The sequence below is a fragment of the Pseudomonas sp. GW821-FHT03C07 genome (assembly GCF_059420925.1).
Map to the genome: position 1 here is coordinate 60086 of NZ_JBWKUQ010000022.1, position 15706 is coordinate 75791.

A 15706-nucleotide genomic window follows, 5' to 3' on the forward strand; every position below is an offset into this window, starting at 1 on the left:
GGTAGGGATGACGTCATGAGTACGAATGTAATCAGCCTGGTCTCCATCGGCGCCCACCCGACTTCCGGTCGTGCCCGTCGCGCCGAACAGGATGCCCGCGCGGTGGAACTGGGTTTGCAACTGGCTGGGGATAACTTGCAGGTGGTGCATGCCGGCGATGTCTCGGAGCCGGCGCTGCGCGCCTACCTGGGCATGGGCCTGGACGAGTTGCGGGTGCTGGAACAACCGGCCGGGGCCGATGCGCTGCCGGCCCTGACCGATTATCTGCGCGATACCGGGGCTCAGTTGGTACTCACGGGGAGCCAGGCGGAAACCGGCGAAGGCTCGGGCATGCTGCCGTTCCTGCTGGCGGAAAACCTCGGCTGGCCACTGGTGGTGGGCCTGGCCCAGGTCGAGTCCATCGAAAACGGCGTGGCCCATGTGCTGCAAGCCTTGCCACGCGGGCAGCGGCGCCGCTTGAAAGTGCGCCTGCCGTTTCTCGCGACTGTGGATAACGCCGCGCCCAAGCCTCGGCAGAGCGCCTATGGCCCGGCGCAGCGTGGCGTGCTGCAGGCCGAGGAAGTCGAGGTGCTGGAGGATGAGTTATTCACCGGCGCCTTGCTGCAACCGGCCAAGCCACGGCCCAAGCGTTTGAAGGTGATCAAGGCCAAGAGCGGCGCCGACCGGATGAAGGCGGCGACGGCCAAGGCCAGTGGCGGCGGTGGGCAGGTGCTCAAGGGCGTCAGCCCCGAGGCCGGGGCCGAAGCCATTCTCAAGCTGCTGATCGAGGAAGGCGTGCTGCGCTGAAGCCGGTTCCGGCGCCGCCTGTTCAGCGCCGATTCGGTCGGTACAGCACCAACAATGCACGGTAGTAGTGCCACACCTGCAACGCATAGTGCTCGCGTCCGCCGCCTTGCTCCGGCAGGGCGCCGGCGTTGTAGGCGCCTACGGCCTGCCAGCCGTAACCCAACTGCTGAATGAACTGCGCCAGAATCCAGGCCCCGACCATGACACTGGTGCAGGGCTCCCTACACCTCCACTGCAAGAACATGGCGCGTTGTGGACAGAGTGTAGTCGTACGCTCAAGGGTGTCATTTGCCACTGTGTAAAACCACAAACCGTCACCCGAGGAACAAGTGTCCACAGAGACTGTGGGCCGGCCTGTGGATAAGGTGTTCGTGCATGGCCGCAGCCCATGTAAATCACCGCCTGTAGCCCTTCGTACGAAAAATGATCAGCCTAACTGACGGTTTTTGTTGGAATTTTTATGTGGATAAGGGCATTGCCAGGTTTCGCTCGGGCGCAGACTTGTTAACAAAGTCTGTTGGCGTATTTGTGGATAAGATGTTTGCTGTCCTCTACAGGCCCTGTTTTATATGGCTTGTAGAGATTTGATCAAAAAACATACAAATGCGCTTTTTGCAGTCTTTGATCGGCCTGTAAGCTTCATATCTCGCGGCTTTCAGCGGTTTTCCACAGCGGCGTGAGAAAACCCCCGACTTGCACACAAAGTCTGTTGGCCGTTCTGTGGATAAGGTGTTCGCGGTCCTACACAGGCCTTTAAACACGTGGCCTGGATCAATATGATCAAAAATTGATCAATGGCTGCCGAAACTGGCCTTTCTGAATAAGTCACGGATTTTATTCAGATTCTATCGCCGTCGACAGTGCATAAAGCGCTACTTGCCCACATTTGCTGTGGGTGGCTCTGTGGATAAGTTGTTCGCTAAGGTCGCCAGACCCCGGTTCTTATAGCCCATAGTGCTATAGATCAAATTTCATACAGTTCTAAGGGTGTTTATTGACACCCCCCCGCTCAAAGTCTTCACTCATCGCACAAGGACGCAACGTTATTCGCATCCATATCAGGTTCAGGGAGAACGCTTGATGGGTCGTCAACCGCAGTACCGTCCGCCACCGTCCGCCCTTCTCAAGGTCGTGGCCCGAGCCAGTGCTCTGGTTCCCAGGCGCATTCACCGTCATGCCAGCAATCAGCGTGCTCGTCTATAGCGTCTGACCTGGCGCCTGTGCGCCACCCCCATCTTCGTCTGCATGCCCGGCTTGTCTGGAGAACCCGTGTGCGCGTGCGTTTGTTGCATCACCGTCTGCCCCCTGTAGCGGCAATCGCAGCGTTGCCCGACCTAGCCTGATAGAGGAAATGACCATGCCACGGATTTCGACATCCATCAGTGAGATCAAGGAACGCTACGACGTCATCGTGATCGGTTCCGGCTACGGCGGCGGTATTGCCGCGTCGCGGCTGGCGCGGGCCGGGAAAAGTGTCTGCCTGCTGGAGCGTGGGCGCGAGATCCAGCCGGGGGAATACCCCAACACCATGGTCGCGGCGACGGAGGAGTTGCAGGTGCATGACCCGGACGGCCATATCGGTTCGCGCACCGGTTTGTTCGACCTGCACGTCAATGCCCAGCAGAACGTGGTGGTCGGTTGCGGCCTCGGCGGCACCTCGCTGATCAATGCCAACGTCTCCCTGGAACCGGAGCCGGGGGTCTTCGATGACCCGCGCTGGCCCCAGGCGGTGCGCGAGCACCGTGACACGCTGCTGGCCGAAGGTTATGCGCGGGCCCGGGAAATGCTCAAGCCCACCCCTTATCCGGCGTCCGGACCCAAGCTGGCCAAGCTGGACGCCAACCGCAAGTCGGCGGATTTCCTCAAGGAAAAAGCGCATTTCTATACGCCGCCGATCAACGTGACCTTCGACAAGCTGCCCAACAACCTCAACCATGTCGGCGTTGAGCAACTGCCCTGCAACCAGTGTGGCGACTGCGTCTCGGGCTGTAACAACAAGGCCAAGAACACCACCTTGATGAACTACCTGCCGGATGCCTGGAACCACGGCGCGGAAATTTTCTGTCAGGCCGAGGTCCGGCACCTGGAACGCGACGGTGACGGCTGGATCGTGCACTTCCAGTACCTGGACAGTGGCCGCGAGAAATTCTCGGCACCGACCCTGTTCGTCAAAGCCAACATCGTGGTGGTCTCCGCCGGCACCCTGGGTTCCACGGAAATCCTCCTGCGTTCGCGCGGCAAAGGCGTGCCGATGTCCGACCAGCTCGGCGAAAACATGAGTGGCAACGGCGATATCCTCGGCTTTGGCCACAATTGCGAACAGACCATCAATGGCATCGGTTTCGGCGCCCATTCGGCCAAGGAGATGGAGCCGGTCGGGCCGTGCATCACCTCGATCATCGACATGCGCACCGAAGGCGACTGGCGCAGCCGCATGGTGATCGAGGAGGGCTCGATCCCGGGGGCGTTGGGGCGGCCCATGGTGCCGGCCATGGCCGGATTTGCCGGGATGATCGGCGAGGCCACCGACAAGGGCGTCAGCGCCGAACTGCATTACAAGGCCCGCGAGCTGGAAAGTTTCCTGCGTGGCCCGTACTACGGCGCGCTGCACAATATGCAGACCTATCTGATCATGAGCCACGACGACGGCAAGGGGCGCATGCTGCTGGATGACCAGGACCAACTGCGCATCGACTGGCCCGGCGTGGGCGAGCAGGAAAACTTCAAGCTCGGCAACGAGCGCCTGCACCAGTCGACCAAGGCCCAGGGTGGGGTCTGGGTACCGAACCCGATCTGGACCCAGTTGCTCAGGCACAGCATCGTCTCGGTGCACCCGCTGGGCGGCTGCGTGATGGGCGAGGACGCCGAGCAAGGCGTGGTCAACCACAAGGGCCAGGTGTTCAGCGGTACTTACGGCAACGCGGTGTATCCGGGGCTGTATGTGACCGATGGGGCGGTGATTCCGACCTCGCTGGCGGTCAATCCACTGCTGACCATCTCGGCGGTCAGTGAGCGCAACATGGGCCTGCTGGCCGCCGATCGTGGCTGGGTCATTGATTACCGCCTGCCGTCGGCGCCGCGCAAGCCGGTAGCGCCACCGACCCTTGGGGTGCAGTTCAGCGAAACCATGAAGGGCTATTTTTCCAAGGACTTCAACCGGCCCCAGGGTACCGACCTCAAGCTGTACGAGGCTGCTGCGAAAAGCGGCGAGGCGCAGAACTCACCCATCGAGTTCACCCTGACCATCACCGCCAACGACCTCAATCGCCTGATCAAGGAGCCGGAACATGCCGCGACCCTGGTCGGTACCCTCAATGCCCCGGCGCTTTCGCCTGATCCGCTGACGGCCAGCAACGGCGTGTTCAACCTGTTCGAGCAGTACCAGGAGCAGGTTGGCGTGCGCCATATGAACTACGACATGAAACTGACCGCCGAGGACGGTCGCGACTATTACTTCAGTGCCTTCAAGACCGTGCCCGAAGACAACGGCGTGCTGAATATCTGGGCGGACACCAGCACCCTTTACGTCACGCTCTACCAAGGGCCGGACAAGACCGGCGCGGTGATCGGCTCCGGGGTCATGCATATCCAGCCCGCCGACTTCGCCAGGCAGATGACCACCATGAAGGTGCTCAATGCCCGCAATGAACGCGAGCGGATCGAGGCCCTGGCGCGTTTCGGCAAGTTCTTCGCCGGGATCCTCTGGGACAGCTACGGCGGGGTGTTTGCCGGCGATATCTACTTCAACCCGGATGCGCCGCCGCGGCACAAGCGGCCGCTGGATGCACCGGTGCCGACCGTGCATTTCTTCGAAACCGAGGACAAGGTGCAACTGCGTCTGACCCGCTACCAGGCCGGGAGCAAAGGCCCCGTGATGCTGGTGCACGGCTTGGGCGTGGGCTCGAATATCTTCTCCACCGACACCATTCAGACCAATCTGCTGGAATACCTGTGCAAGCACGACTACGACGTCTGGCTGCTGGATTTGCGGGTCAGCATCCTGTTGCCGGCGAGCAAGCACGAGTGGAACGGCGACCAGATCGCCCAGTACGACTACAAGGCGGCCATTGCGCAGATTCGTCAGGCCACCGGGGCCGCGGACGTGCAGTGCGTGGTGCATTGCTACGGCGCCACGACCTTCTTCATGGCGCTGCTGGCGGGGCTGCAGGACGTGCGTTCGGTGGTCTGTTCGCAGATCGCCGCGGACACGGTGGTGGCCACGGCCACCGGGATCAAGGCCGGTCTGCACCTGCCGGGGATGCTCGATGCGGTGGGCATCAAGTCGCTGACCGCCTATGCCGACAGCAAGGAGAGTTGGTTCAACAAGCTCTATGACAAGGCCCTCAATGTCTATGCGCGGATCGAGGCCCAGGGTTATTGCACCAATCCGGTCTGTCACCGGATCACCTTCATGTATGCCTCGCTGTACCGTCACGACACCCTCAACGAAACCCTGCACGACAATCTGCACGAGCTGTTCGGCCAGTCGAATATCCAGACCTTCGAGCACCTGGCGCTGATCTGCCGCAAGGGACATCTGGTGGACTTCAAGGGCAACGACGTCTACATGCCGCATTTCCACCGGCTGCAGTTGCCGATCTGCTTTATCAGCGGTGCCGACAACCAGTGCTACCTGCCGGAAAGCACCGAGAAAACCTACGACCGACTGGTCGATCTGCATGGCCCCGAGCTGTTCAGTCGCCATGTGGTGCCGGGTTATGGCCATATCGACTGCATGTTCGGCAAGAACGCGGTGGTCGATGTGTATCCGCTGATCCTTGAACATCTGGAGAAAACCGCGCTGGGCTGATGCGCGGCGGTCTTGAACACGCCGCCACACCTTGTAGGAGCCGGCTTGCCGGCGATGGGGCCAGTAAGCCTTGCATCGCTTGCTCGACCGCCATCGCCGGCAAGCCAGCTCCTACAAGGACCGTGATCGGCCGGAAGAAATGGATTGGCAAGGAAGGGTGATATGGACAATTACATCCGCTGGTTTCAACGTTTTATCTGGATTGGCATCGTGATGAACATGGTGTTCGCACTGCCGGCCCTGTTCGCCCCGGCGCTACTGACCTCGGTGGTCGGCCTGCCGCCGGAGCTCTCGGACCCCTGGCTGGAAAACGCCGGCATGTTGCTGGTAGGCATCAGCCTGTTCTACATGCCATCGGGCTTCAACGCTCAGCGCTTTGTGATCCACTCCTGGTTATGCGTATTGAGCCGGCTGGTCGCCGTGGCCTTCTGGATCTACCTGATCGACACCAGCGCCACCCCCACGGTATTCGTGCCCATGCTCTACGGCGACCTGAGCATGTTCCTGCTCCTGGGCGTCACGCTTTATATGGGCTGCACGCCGGCGACCCGGCCCTGGGCCTTACTGGTGGATGGCGTGCGGGCCTGGTGCCATGGCTGGGAGCTGCGCTGGCAGCGCCATGGCTTTCGGCTCGGCCTGCTGATCACCCTGCTGGTGCTAGGCTTTATCGGCTACGAGAGCTGGTACAACATGCTGCGGGTGGTGCCCGAAGAGAAATTCGCCTCCGACGAGGATCACTTCAAGTACGCGGCCATCGGCCTGGGCATCGAGGCGCGAATTCCCTACTACCTGTTTGCCGTGCTGCCGCAGATGTGCCCGGAAAAAATGCCCAAGCCCGGTGGCTGGGAGGCGTTCGGCTTTCTCTATGAAAACGGTCGCGACCTGCCCATCGGCATGGCCAAGCGGCAGATCGGCTACCCGACCGTGGAGCCCAACTGCGCCCTGTGCCACACCGGCTCCTACCGCGCCTCAGCGAGCGATGTGGCCAAACCGATCGCCACGGCGCCGGCCAATACCCTGCAACTGCAAGCCTTCCAGTGGTTCGCCTACGATTGCGCCAGCGACCCGAAATTCACCACCGATGCGGTAATGACGGCGATCAACGGCAAGTTCCAGCTGGGCTTCTTCGAGCGCCTGTACAACCGCTACCTGATCATCCCCATGGCCAAGACTGCGCTGCTCAAGCAGAAGCAGGCCTACGCCTGGCAGAAGCAGCGGCCGGCACAAGGTCCGGGGCGCACCGACACCTTCAACCCGACCAAGATGGTGGTCTTCGGTTTCCCGGATGACTCGACCATCGGCACCGTCGACCTGCCGCAGATCTGGAACCAGAAACCGCGGGAATCGCTGTACCTGCACTGGGACGGCAACAACAACGATATCCACGAGCGCAACTACGCCGCCGCCATGGCCGTGGGTGCGACGCCGCAGTCGGTGTTGCCGGCCAGTTTCAACCGGGTGACCAACTGGTTGCTGGGTACCAAGCCGCCGGCCTGGCCGTTCGCCCTGGATGAGGCGCGGGTGGCCCAGGGCAAACCGCTCTGGGGCAACAACTGCGCGGGGTGCCATGAGTTCGGCAAGACCGACACCGGCCAGGTCACCACCCACATCGACCAATTGGGCACCGACCCCCATCGCCTGGATTCCTTCACCGTCGGCCTGGTGCAGGCGTTCCATGGCTTCAAGACACCGCCCTTCGATTTCAACGCTTATCGAAAGACTCAGAGCTACAGCAATACCCCCACCGACGGTATCTGGATGCGCGCGCCGTACCTGCACAACGGTTCGGTGCCGAGCCTGTGGGACCTGCTGCAGACACCGGACAAGCGACCAGTGGTGTTCAACACCGGCTCGGATGTCTACGACCCGGTCAAGGTGGGGTTCGTCACCCGTGGCGCACTGGTCCAGGCGCCGACCTACTTCAGGTATGACACACGCCTGGAAGGCAACCACAACAGTGGCCACCTGTACGGGACCCAACTGACCGACGCCGAGAAGTGGGCGCTGATCGAATTCATGAAGACGTTGTAGGGAGACAGCCATGAACTTGCCTCATCTGGAACATGAACTTGCAAAAATCCGCGTCCGTCTCAGTGGCCTGAAAGCCCGGCTGGAGTTGTCCTGGAAAAAGCTCACCAGTGACATCGAGCCCGAGGAGTTCCAAGCCATCCAGCTGTTGTTGCAACGCGGGCATGACCAGGCCCAGTACGTGCTGGAGCACGGCGACTTGCCGCCGGGCGAGCCGTCGGTGCCGTGGGAGTTGTCCCATGGCCTGTCGATCCTGCATATGGGCAGCGCCACGGCCTTGCCGACTTCGGAGTCGCAATTGCAAACCCGGGTGCTCAAGGACGGTACATTGCTGGGCTGTCGCAAATGGGAGCTGCTGGACCTGCTGTGGAGCGAGGCGCTGATCAAGTGGATCGAGAACCTGCGGCGCCATGCGAGCTTCGGCAGCACGCCGCTGGTGATGATGATCGACAACGACGTGACCCTGGCGATTGCCGGTGACTGGGGCACCGGGCCATTCGAAAGCCATGCCCCGGCGGTCAATGTCGCCAACCAGATACAACTGGCGCAGGCCGATTTCACCATTCACCTGGGCGACGTCTACTACGCCGGCACCGGCTCCGAGGAGGATGTCGACATGGCCGGCTGGCCGATGGGCAAGCACGGCGCCTTCACCCTCAACTCCAATCATGAGATGTACAGCGGTGCCCACGGTTATTTCGCCGAGCTCAACTCACGCTTTCCGGTGCAGCAGGGCACCAGCTACTTCGCCTTGTACAACGATCACTGGTTGATTGTCGGGCTGGATTCGGCCTATGCCTCCGCGCCGCTCGGTCTTTATATGGATGGCGCTCTGAACCAGCAGCAGATCGACTGGCTGAAGAGCCTGCCCACGGACAAGAAGTTGATGGTGCTCAGTCATCATCAGGGCTTCGATATCAGCGGGCAGGACAAGACCACGCTGTATCAGCCGGTGTGTGATGCCTTGGGCCGCGTGCCGGACTACTGGTACTGGGGGCACCTGCACAACGGCATCGTCTATGCCGAGCAGGACGGCTTGCGGGCGCGCTGTGCCGGGCATGGGGCGATTCCCTATGGCGTGACCAGCGAGTTGGACGGCAATGAACGGGTGCTGTTTTCCGAGCGGAAGAATGCCATGGACGACGAATACCCGGAGCGGGTGCTCAATGGGTATGTGAAGGTGCGCTTGAGCGGGGAGAATATTATCGAGGAGTTTATTGGCGAGGATGGGTCGCTGAGGTGGTCGTCTCACGGGTAAGCCGGTGTTGAATGTACCGGCGCCTTCGCGGGCAAGCTCCGCTCCCACAGGGTCTCTGTCATGCCACGGATGTGTGGTCGAACCGAGAACTTGTGGGAGCGGAGCTTGCCCGCGAAGCTTTTGCCCTTAGCCGTGAACCGGAACACCCTTGAGGTAAGGCGCAGGTTCCGCCCCCAGGTTGCTCAGCAGCCGCTCGCTGTACCAATCCACGAAGTTGACCACGCCAAACTCATAGGTCTTCGAGTACGGGCCCGGCTGGTAGGCCGTAGAGTTGATGCCGCGCTGGTTTTCTTCAGCCAGGCGACGGTCCTGGTCGTTGGTTGCATCCCAGACTTCACGCATGCGCGCCACGTCATAGTCGACGCCTTCCACCGCATCCTTGTGCACCAGCCACTTGGTGGTGACCATGGTTTCCTGGGCGCTGATCGGCCACACGGTGAACACGATGATGTGGTCGCCCATGCAGTGGTTCCACGAGTGCGGCAGGTGCAGGATGCGCATCGAACCGAGGTCCGGGTTCTTGATCCGGCCCATCAGCTTCTTGCAGCCCTGCTGGCCGTCCATGGTCATGGACACGGTGCCCTTGAGCAGCGGCATGCGCACGATACGGTTACGCAGGCCGAAGCTGGCGTGGGCGTAAGGGATTTTCTCGGCTTCCCAGGCCACGGTGCATTCGGCCACGTGGTCCTTGAATTTCTGGTCGGCCCGCGGGTCGGTGACGTCGTCCCATTCCAACAGGGTTTTCAGCAGTTCCGGGTGGGAGCCGCCGCAGTGGTAGCACTCGCGGTTGTTCTCCAGCACCAGTTTCCAGTTGGCCTTTTCCATCAAGGTGGTTTGCACCGCCACCTTGGTGTTTTCCATGTCGTAGGGTTCCATGTAGTGGTTCAGCGTCGCCAGGAACTCATCGATCGGCGGTGGGTTTTCCGCCAGGCTGATGAAGATGTAGCCGCCGGAGTTCTTCACATGCACCGGCTTGAGGCCGTACTGCTTCATGTCGAAGTCGGCGCCCATCTCGGTACCGGCGAACAGCAGGCGACCGTCCAGCTCGTAGGTCCACTGGTGGTAGTGGCAGACCAGCTTGGCGACCTTGCCCTTGTCGCTGGTGCACAACCGCGAACCGCGGTGGCGGCAGACGTTGTGGAACGCGTGGACCACGCCGTCGGCGCCGCGAATCACGATGATCGGGTTCTTGCCGATCTGCAGGGTGATGTAGTTGCCCTTGGTCGGGATTTCGCAGGTCATGCCGGCGATCAACCACTCTTTCTGAAAGATTTCCTGCATATCGATTTCGAACAGCCGCTCATCGGAGTAGAACGGTTGTGGCAGGGAGTAGGTGCGCTCGCGCTCTTGCAACATTTGCGCGGTGGCCTTGCGTGCGGGTTCCAGCGGATCGCCCAGGCTCAGGGTTGCGGTGACGTCCATCGATTTAGTCCTCATGGCCATGCGGTGTGGCCGGCGAATAGTGGCTGATACGGTTGCGACGCAAGACAGAAATACAGCAGATCATTTGCGATGGAGTGTGCGGCGGGTAGCGACACGAACCTTATCCATGGGCGACATGGCCGAATCCGTTCCCGACGCGCAAGCCCCGGTCGTTGCGGGCTGGTCGCGATAAGCATGCCAATGTCGCGGATAGGTAAATGGTCGCTTCGACCCTTGCGCAGAATCGCCAACTATAGAGCCGACAGTCGGCGGTGGAGAACAATATGTCGAACAGCTTCCTGAATCCGGTAACCACCCAGACCTGGGCCAATGGTCGGCATATCGTGCGCTGCGTGAAGGTCATCCAGGAAACCTGGGACGTGCGCACCTTCTGCTTCATGGCAGACCAACCGATCATGTTCTTTTTCAAGCCGGGGCAGTTCGTCACCCTGGAGCTGGAAATCGAAGGCGAGCCGATCATGCGCTCCTACACCATTTCCAGTTCGCCGTCGGTGCCTTACAGCTTTTCGGTGACCATCAAGCGCGTGCCCGGCGGCCGGGTCTCCAACTGGTTGCACGACACCCTGCACGAAGGCCAGGAGCTGGCGGTGCACGGACCGGTGGGGTTGTTCAACGCCATCGACTTCCCGAGCCCGAAGGTGCTGTACCTGAGTGGCGGCGTCGGTATTACCCCGGTGATGTCCATGGCTCGCTGGTTCTACGACACCAACGGCAATGTCGACATGGTGTTTATCCACAGCGCCCGTTCGCCGAAAGACATCATCTATCACCGCGAGCTGGAACATATGGCGTCGCGGATCGACAACTTCAGCCTGCACCTGATTTGTGAAAAGCATGGCCTGGGCGAGCCCTGGGCCGGTTACCGTGGCTATCTGAACCACAAGATGCTGGAACTGATGGCGCCGGACTTCCTTGAGCGCGAAGTGTTCTGCTGCGGCCCGACGCCGTATATGAATGCGGTGAAGCGTCTGCTGGAAGCGGCCGGGTTCGACATGAGCCGCTACCACGAGGAATCGTTTGGCGCGACGCCGGCGGAAGCCCGTGCTGACGCGGTGGAACAGGCCGAGCAGGCCGCCGAGGCGCCGGAAGTGGATGCCGCGGACCTGCACCAGGTGGAATTCACCGCTACTGGCAAGAGCATTCGCGTGGCCCCGGGGGAAACCGTGCACGCGGCGGCGGCCAAGCTTGGCCTGATGATTCCCAAGGCTTGCGGCATGGGCATTTGCGGCACCTGCAAGGTGTTGAAGCTGGGCGGTGAAGTGGAGATGGAGCACAACGGCGGGATCACCGACGACGATGTGGCCGAGGGTTATATCCTGTCGTGCTGCAGCGTGCCGAAGGGTGATGTGCGGATCGAGTACTGAGGTCGCCGCATACGCCCCCTGTAGGAGCGAGCTTGCTCGCGATGGTAGCCGCCACACCGCTGGGCATCAGGGGCCCAGCGTTATCGTTGACGTTTATCGCGAGCAAGCTCGCTCCTGCAGAAGAGGGTGTGCGCGATAGCGGTTTACAGACTGAACCGCGCCACCATGCTGTTCAAATCCACCGCCAGTCGCGACAGCTCATTGCTCGCGGCGCTGGTCTGGTTGGCCCCGGTCGCCGATTGCACTGACAAATCGCGGATGTTCACCAGGTTGCGGTCCACCTCGCGAGCCACCTGAGCCTGCTCTTCCGCCGCACTGGCGATTACCAGATTGCGCTCGTTGATCTCGACAATGGCGGTGTTGATGGTGTCCAGCGCCAGACCCGCGCCCTTGGCGATGTTCAAGGTCGACTCAGCCCGCTCGGTGCTGTTGCGCATCGAATCCACCGCCTGTTCGGTCCCGCCCTGGATACTGCCGATCATCCGTTCAATTTCGCTGGTGGACTGCTGGGTACGGTGTGCCAGGGCCCGGACCTCATCCGCCACCACGGCAAAACCACGACCGGCTTCCCCGGCCCGTGCCGCCTCAATCGCCGCGTTCAGGGCCAGCAAGTTGGTCTGATCGGCCAGTCCGCGAATCACGTCCAGCACCTTGCCGATATCCTGGGATTCCTTGGCCAGGTTGCCGATCAGTGTCGAGGTGCTCTGCACATCGCTGCTCATGCGCTCGATGGCACCGACGGTTTCCTGTACCAGGTCGCGACCGTCGCCGGCCGAGGCGGTGGCATTCTTAGAGGCTTCGGAGGTGCTCACGGCATTGCGCGCGACTTCTTCCACGGCGCTGGTCATTTCATTGACGGCGGTGGCGGCCTGCTCAATCTCGTTGTTCTGTCGCACCAGACCCTTGGCGCTTTCGTCGGTGACGGCGTTCAGCTCTTCCGCCGCCGAAGCCAACTGAGTGGCGGAGCCGGAAATACGTTGCAGGGTGTCGCGCAGTTTCTGCTGCATCTTGACCATGGCCTGCAACAGGCGCCCGGCTTCGTCATTGCCCTCGACCTTGATCGGTCGGGTCAGGTCGCCTTCGGCAATCTGCTCGGCGGCGGTCAGGGCGTCGGCGATGGGGCGGGTAATGCTGTTGGTCAGCAGCCAGGCGAACAGCAAGGTCAGGCCAGTGGCGACTACCAACAGGCCGACCACCAGATTGAACGCCGAAGCGTACTGGTCGGCGGCCTGTTGATTGGTGTCGTTGCTCTGCTGGGTATTGATCACCACCAGTTTTTCGAGCACGTTGTTCATCTGTTCGGAGTTGGCCTGCAGCTCGCTGTTGATCAGGGCCGCCAGCTCGCTGAGCTGATTGTTGCGCGACAGGCCCTTCATGCGCTCTTCGAGCTGACGGTACTGGCCGAGCACCTGCCCATACTGGTCGTAGGCCGCGCGCTCGTCAGGGCTGGTAATCAGCTTCTCGTAAATCGCCTGGGCCTTGCCGATCTGCTGGCTGCGCTGGGTGAACAGGTCGAGGATTTTCTGTTGCTCGTCAGGTGTGCGGTTGGTCACCAGGCGATAGGACAGTACCCGCAGGCGCAAGGTCAGTTGGGTGAGATCGTCGAGGCTCTTGATGCTCGGCACGCTGTTGGCGCTGAGCTCTTCGGCCGCGCCGCGAATTTTGCTCATCTGGTTCAGGGCAAATATCCCCAGGATCAGCATCAGCGCGCCGATCAGGGCGAAGCTGAGGAATGCGCGCGGAGCAATGTTCATGTTGCGTAGGGACATGGTGGCTACCTGAGAGAAGGGCGCATTCCGTGCGGCTTTTAAGGCGGGTCTGAAAGACCTATCGGTCATTAGACTAAAGTCTTAAGCCCCTGCGCGTATTTGTCGCAGGTGAAGGTTTCCGACAGGGGGTGGGGAACATGTCCTGGCAATCGCAGTCACTAAGCTTCGAAGAAAAGTATCCCGCCAGGAAAATCAAGGCTTTGCGACAGTTTTCCCCTGGCAAACAAGGGGGCTTTTCTTTATCGTACGCGCCCTTTGAAACTGCCCGAGAGATCAAGAAAAATGTTGGAAGCTTCCCTGAGTCAACTGGAACAACTGGTCAGCGAGCTGGTTCAGCAAAAACAGGAACTGCTGGCCGCCAATACCGCGCTGAGCACCGAGCTGGCCCAGGCCAAGGACGAAAACGAAAGCCTGCAACTGAACCTGATGGAGCAGGAAGAAAAGCACGGCGCCACTGCCGCCCGTATCCAGGCGCTGGTCGAGCGTGTCAGCGCAGGTCCCGTGAGCGCATGAGAACCAGCAGCGACGGGGTGACCGTCATCTCGATCCTCGGCGAGGACTATTCGATCAAGGCGCCCGCCGGCCAGGAGCGGACGCTGCAGGACGCGACCGTGATGCTCAGGGCCGCCTTGGCCGACACCAAGAAAAAGTTCCCCACGCTAATCGGCGACAAGTTGCTGGTATTGGCGGCGTTGAACCTGTGTTCGCAGCAGATCGAAGCACAGCAGCGTCACCGCGAAGAACTTGACCGTTACCAAGAGCAGGTCAGCGCCACGGTCGAAGTGATTTCGAAAACCATCGGGCAGAACTGATGGCGCCACCGATTTCGGGGCTTGTGCGCGGCCCCCTGTAGGAGCTGGCTTGCCAGCGATGAGGCCGGTAAAGCTTGCGCTGCTCTCGCGGACGCCATCGCCGGCAATCTCCCACAGGACCCTGTTCAGCACAATCCTTCGTCGTGCCCGGGGCCCCTGTAGGGGCTTCGAAGGCTCGTAACCTCTGGGGTCAGGCGGCCATCACCTCGCGGATATCCGCCGCCAGTTCCCGCACCCGTGCTTCCTCGGTGTCCCACGAGCACATGAAGCGCGCGCCGCCCTTGCCGATAAAGGTGTAGAAGCGCCAGCCCTTGGCGGTCAGCGCGGCGATGGCCGCTTCCGACAGTTGCAGGAACACGCCGTTGGCCTCCACCGGGAACATCAGCTCCACGCCGGGAATATCCTTGACCAGGCTGCTGAGCAGTTGCGCGCAGTGGTTGGCGTGGCGGGCGTGCTTGAGCCAGGCGTGGTTCTCCAACAGGCCGACCCAGGGCGCCGAGAGAAAGCGCATTTTCGAGGCCAGCTGTCCGGCCTGTTTGCAGCGATAGTCGAAATCCACCGCCAGGTCATGGTTGAAGAACAGGATCGCTTCACCCACCGCCATGCCGTTTTTCGTGCCGCCGAAGCACAGCACGTCGACGCCGGCCTTCCAGGTCAGGTCCGCCGGAGAACAGCCGAGGTAGGCACAGGCATTGGAGAACCGCGCGCCGTCCATGTGCAGATTCAGGCCCAGTTCCTTGCAGGTGGCGCTGATGGCGCGGATTTCGTCCGGGGTGTAGACGCTGCCGACCTCGGTGGCCTGGGTCAGGGTCACTACGCGGGGCTTGGGGTAGTGGATGTCCTGGCGCTTGAGGGCGATTTCGCGGATCGCGTCCGGGGTCAGCTTGCCGTTTTCGGTCCGCGCGGTGAGCAGCTTGGAACCGTTGGAGAAAAACTCCGGCGCGCCGCATTCGTCGGTTTCGGCGTGGGCGGTCTCCGAGCAGATCACGCTGTGGTAGCTCTGACACAGCGACGACAGGGCCAGGGAGTTGGCCGCGGTGCCATTGAAAGCAAAGAACACTTCACAGTCGGTTTCGAACAGCTGGCGGAAACCGTCGGCGGCGCGCTGGGTCCATTCGTCGTCGCCGTAGGCGCGCTGGTGGCCGTGGTTGGCCTGTTCCATGGCGGCCCAGGCCTCGGGGCAGATACCGGAGTAGTTGTCGCTGGCGAATTGTTGGCTCTTGTCGGTCATGGCCCGGTCCTTGTGAACGATTATGGTGCGCACTGTAACCAGAATTGACCTTATCGCACAGGCTCAGTTGTGGGAGCGGAGCTTGCCCGCGAAGGGGCCAGGGTTAGCAGCACACAAAATAGCTCGACAGTGCCGACGCCTTCGCGGGCAAGCTCCGCTCCCACAGGGTTGTCCAGGCATTGATCATCCTTGTGCTTGAAGTCAT

The 15706-nt window shown here is 61.3% G+C and carries 10 protein-coding genes and 2 pseudogenes; 7 read left to right on the top strand and 5 right to left on the bottom strand.

Annotated elements, in window-relative coordinates:
- Window positions 1-15: 15 nt before the first annotated feature.
- Window positions 16-786, top strand: a complete 771-nt coding sequence (gene etfB, locus AC07VG_RS28750) for an electron transfer flavoprotein subunit beta (RefSeq protein ID WP_495004023.1) — start codon at window positions 16-18, stop codon at window positions 784-786.
- Between the two features lie 22 nt (window positions 787-808).
- Here the strand turns inward: etfB and AC07VG_RS28755 are convergent, their stop codons facing one another.
- Window positions 809-1030, bottom strand: coding sequence for a transglycosylase SLT domain-containing protein (locus AC07VG_RS28755; protein ID WP_495004024.1), 222 nt, complete (start codon window positions 1028-1030; stop codon window positions 809-811).
- Between the two features lie 1113 nt (window positions 1031-2143).
- Here AC07VG_RS28755 and AC07VG_RS28760 point away from each other — a divergent pair.
- From AC07VG_RS28760 to AC07VG_RS28770, 3 genes are all read left to right on the top strand, one after another.
- Entirely contained in the window at window positions 2144-5596 is a 3453-nt protein-coding gene (locus AC07VG_RS28760) for an alpha/beta fold hydrolase (RefSeq protein WP_495022300.1), read from the top strand.
- Between the two features lie 162 nt (window positions 5597-5758).
- Window positions 5759-7627, top strand: coding sequence for a c-type cytochrome (locus AC07VG_RS28765; protein WP_495004026.1), 1869 nt, complete (start codon window positions 5759-5761; stop codon window positions 7625-7627).
- Window positions 7628-7637: 10 nt separating this feature from the next.
- Window positions 7638-8882: a metallophosphoesterase family protein gene (locus AC07VG_RS28770; RefSeq protein WP_495004027.1), complete on the top strand. Its 1245-nt coding sequence runs from the start codon at window positions 7638-7640 to the stop codon at window positions 8880-8882.
- Window positions 8883-9008: 126 nt separating this feature from the next.
- On the opposite strand, the gene gbca is transcribed toward AC07VG_RS28770, so the two are convergent.
- Window positions 9009-10304 carry a glycine betaine monooxygenase oxygenase subunit gene (gene gbca, locus AC07VG_RS28775; protein ID WP_495004028.1) on the bottom strand — a complete coding sequence of 432 codons (1296 nt, stop codon included), beginning with the start codon at window positions 10302-10304 and terminating at the stop codon, window positions 9009-9011.
- Between the two features lie 284 nt (window positions 10305-10588).
- Here gbca and gbcB point away from each other — a divergent pair, with 284 nt between their 5' ends.
- Window positions 10589-11689 carry a glycine betaine monooxygenase reductase subunit gene (gene gbcB, locus AC07VG_RS28780; protein ID WP_495004029.1) on the top strand — a complete coding sequence of 367 codons (1101 nt, stop codon included), beginning with the start codon at window positions 10589-10591 and terminating at the stop codon, window positions 11687-11689.
- Between the two features lie 143 nt (window positions 11690-11832).
- Here gbcB and AC07VG_RS28785 read toward each other — a convergent pair.
- Both AC07VG_RS28785 and AC07VG_RS28790 read right to left on the bottom strand, forming a co-directional pair.
- Window positions 11833-12927 (bottom strand): annotated as a pseudogene (locus tag AC07VG_RS28785) (methyl-accepting chemotaxis protein); the annotation flags it as partial.
- 36 nt (window positions 12928-12963) lie between these two features.
- Window positions 12964-13527, bottom strand: a pseudogene (locus AC07VG_RS28790) (MCP four helix bundle domain-containing protein); the annotation flags it as partial.
- A 213-nt stretch (window positions 13528-13740) separates the two neighbouring features.
- Here AC07VG_RS28790 and AC07VG_RS28795 point away from each other — a divergent pair.
- Together AC07VG_RS28795 and AC07VG_RS28800 are read left to right on the top strand one after the other, a co-directional pair.
- Complete coding sequence (locus AC07VG_RS28795; protein ID WP_121135201.1) at window positions 13741-13971, top strand: hypothetical protein; 231 nt, start codon at window positions 13741-13743, stop codon at window positions 13969-13971.
- On the top strand, window positions 13968-14270 hold the full coding sequence (locus AC07VG_RS28800; RefSeq protein ID WP_495004030.1) for a cell division protein ZapA: 303 nt from the start codon (window positions 13968-13970) through the stop codon (window positions 14268-14270). The genes AC07VG_RS28795 and AC07VG_RS28800 overlap by 4 nt, the downstream gene beginning before the upstream one ends.
- Before the next feature lie 190 nt (window positions 14271-14460).
- On the opposite strand, the gene AC07VG_RS28805 is transcribed toward AC07VG_RS28800, so the two are convergent.
- The gene (locus tag AC07VG_RS28805) at window positions 14461-15501 is read right to left on the bottom strand and encodes a threonine aldolase family protein (RefSeq protein WP_495022301.1); all 1041 of its coding nucleotides are present in this window, start codon (window positions 15499-15501) and stop codon (window positions 14461-14463) included.
- Window positions 15502-15706 lie beyond the last annotated feature (205 nt).

Bases quoted from the DNA above. Each gene is read 5' to 3' on its own strand.
- AC07VG_RS28765 (WP_495004026.1), top strand. From the start codon at position 5,759: ATGGACAATTACATCCGCTGGTTTCAACGTTTTATCTGGATTGGCATC.
- AC07VG_RS28800 (WP_495004030.1), top strand. From the start codon at position 13,968: ATGAGAACCAGCAGCGACGGGGTGACCGTCATCTCGATCCTCGGCGAG.
- AC07VG_RS28755 (WP_495004024.1), bottom strand. From the start codon at position 1,030: ATGTTCTTGCAGTGGAGGTGTAGGGAGCCCTGCACCAGTGTCATGGTC.
- gbca (WP_495004028.1), bottom strand. From the start codon at position 10,304: ATGGACGTCACCGCAACCCTGAGCCTGGGCGATCCGCTGGAACCCGCA.
- AC07VG_RS28770 (WP_495004027.1), top strand. From the start codon at position 7,638: ATGAACTTGCCTCATCTGGAACATGAACTTGCAAAAATCCGCGTCCGT.
- AC07VG_RS28760 (WP_495022300.1), top strand. From the start codon at position 2,144: ATGCCACGGATTTCGACATCCATCAGTGAGATCAAGGAACGCTACGAC.
- etfB (WP_495004023.1), top strand. From the start codon at position 16: ATGAGTACGAATGTAATCAGCCTGGTCTCCATCGGCGCCCACCCGACT.
- gbcB (WP_495004029.1), top strand. From the start codon at position 10,589: ATGTCGAACAGCTTCCTGAATCCGGTAACCACCCAGACCTGGGCCAAT.
- AC07VG_RS28805 (WP_495022301.1), bottom strand. From the start codon at position 15,501: ATGACCGACAAGAGCCAACAATTCGCCAGCGACAACTACTCCGGTATC.
- AC07VG_RS28795 (WP_121135201.1), top strand. From the start codon at position 13,741: ATGTTGGAAGCTTCCCTGAGTCAACTGGAACAACTGGTCAGCGAGCTG.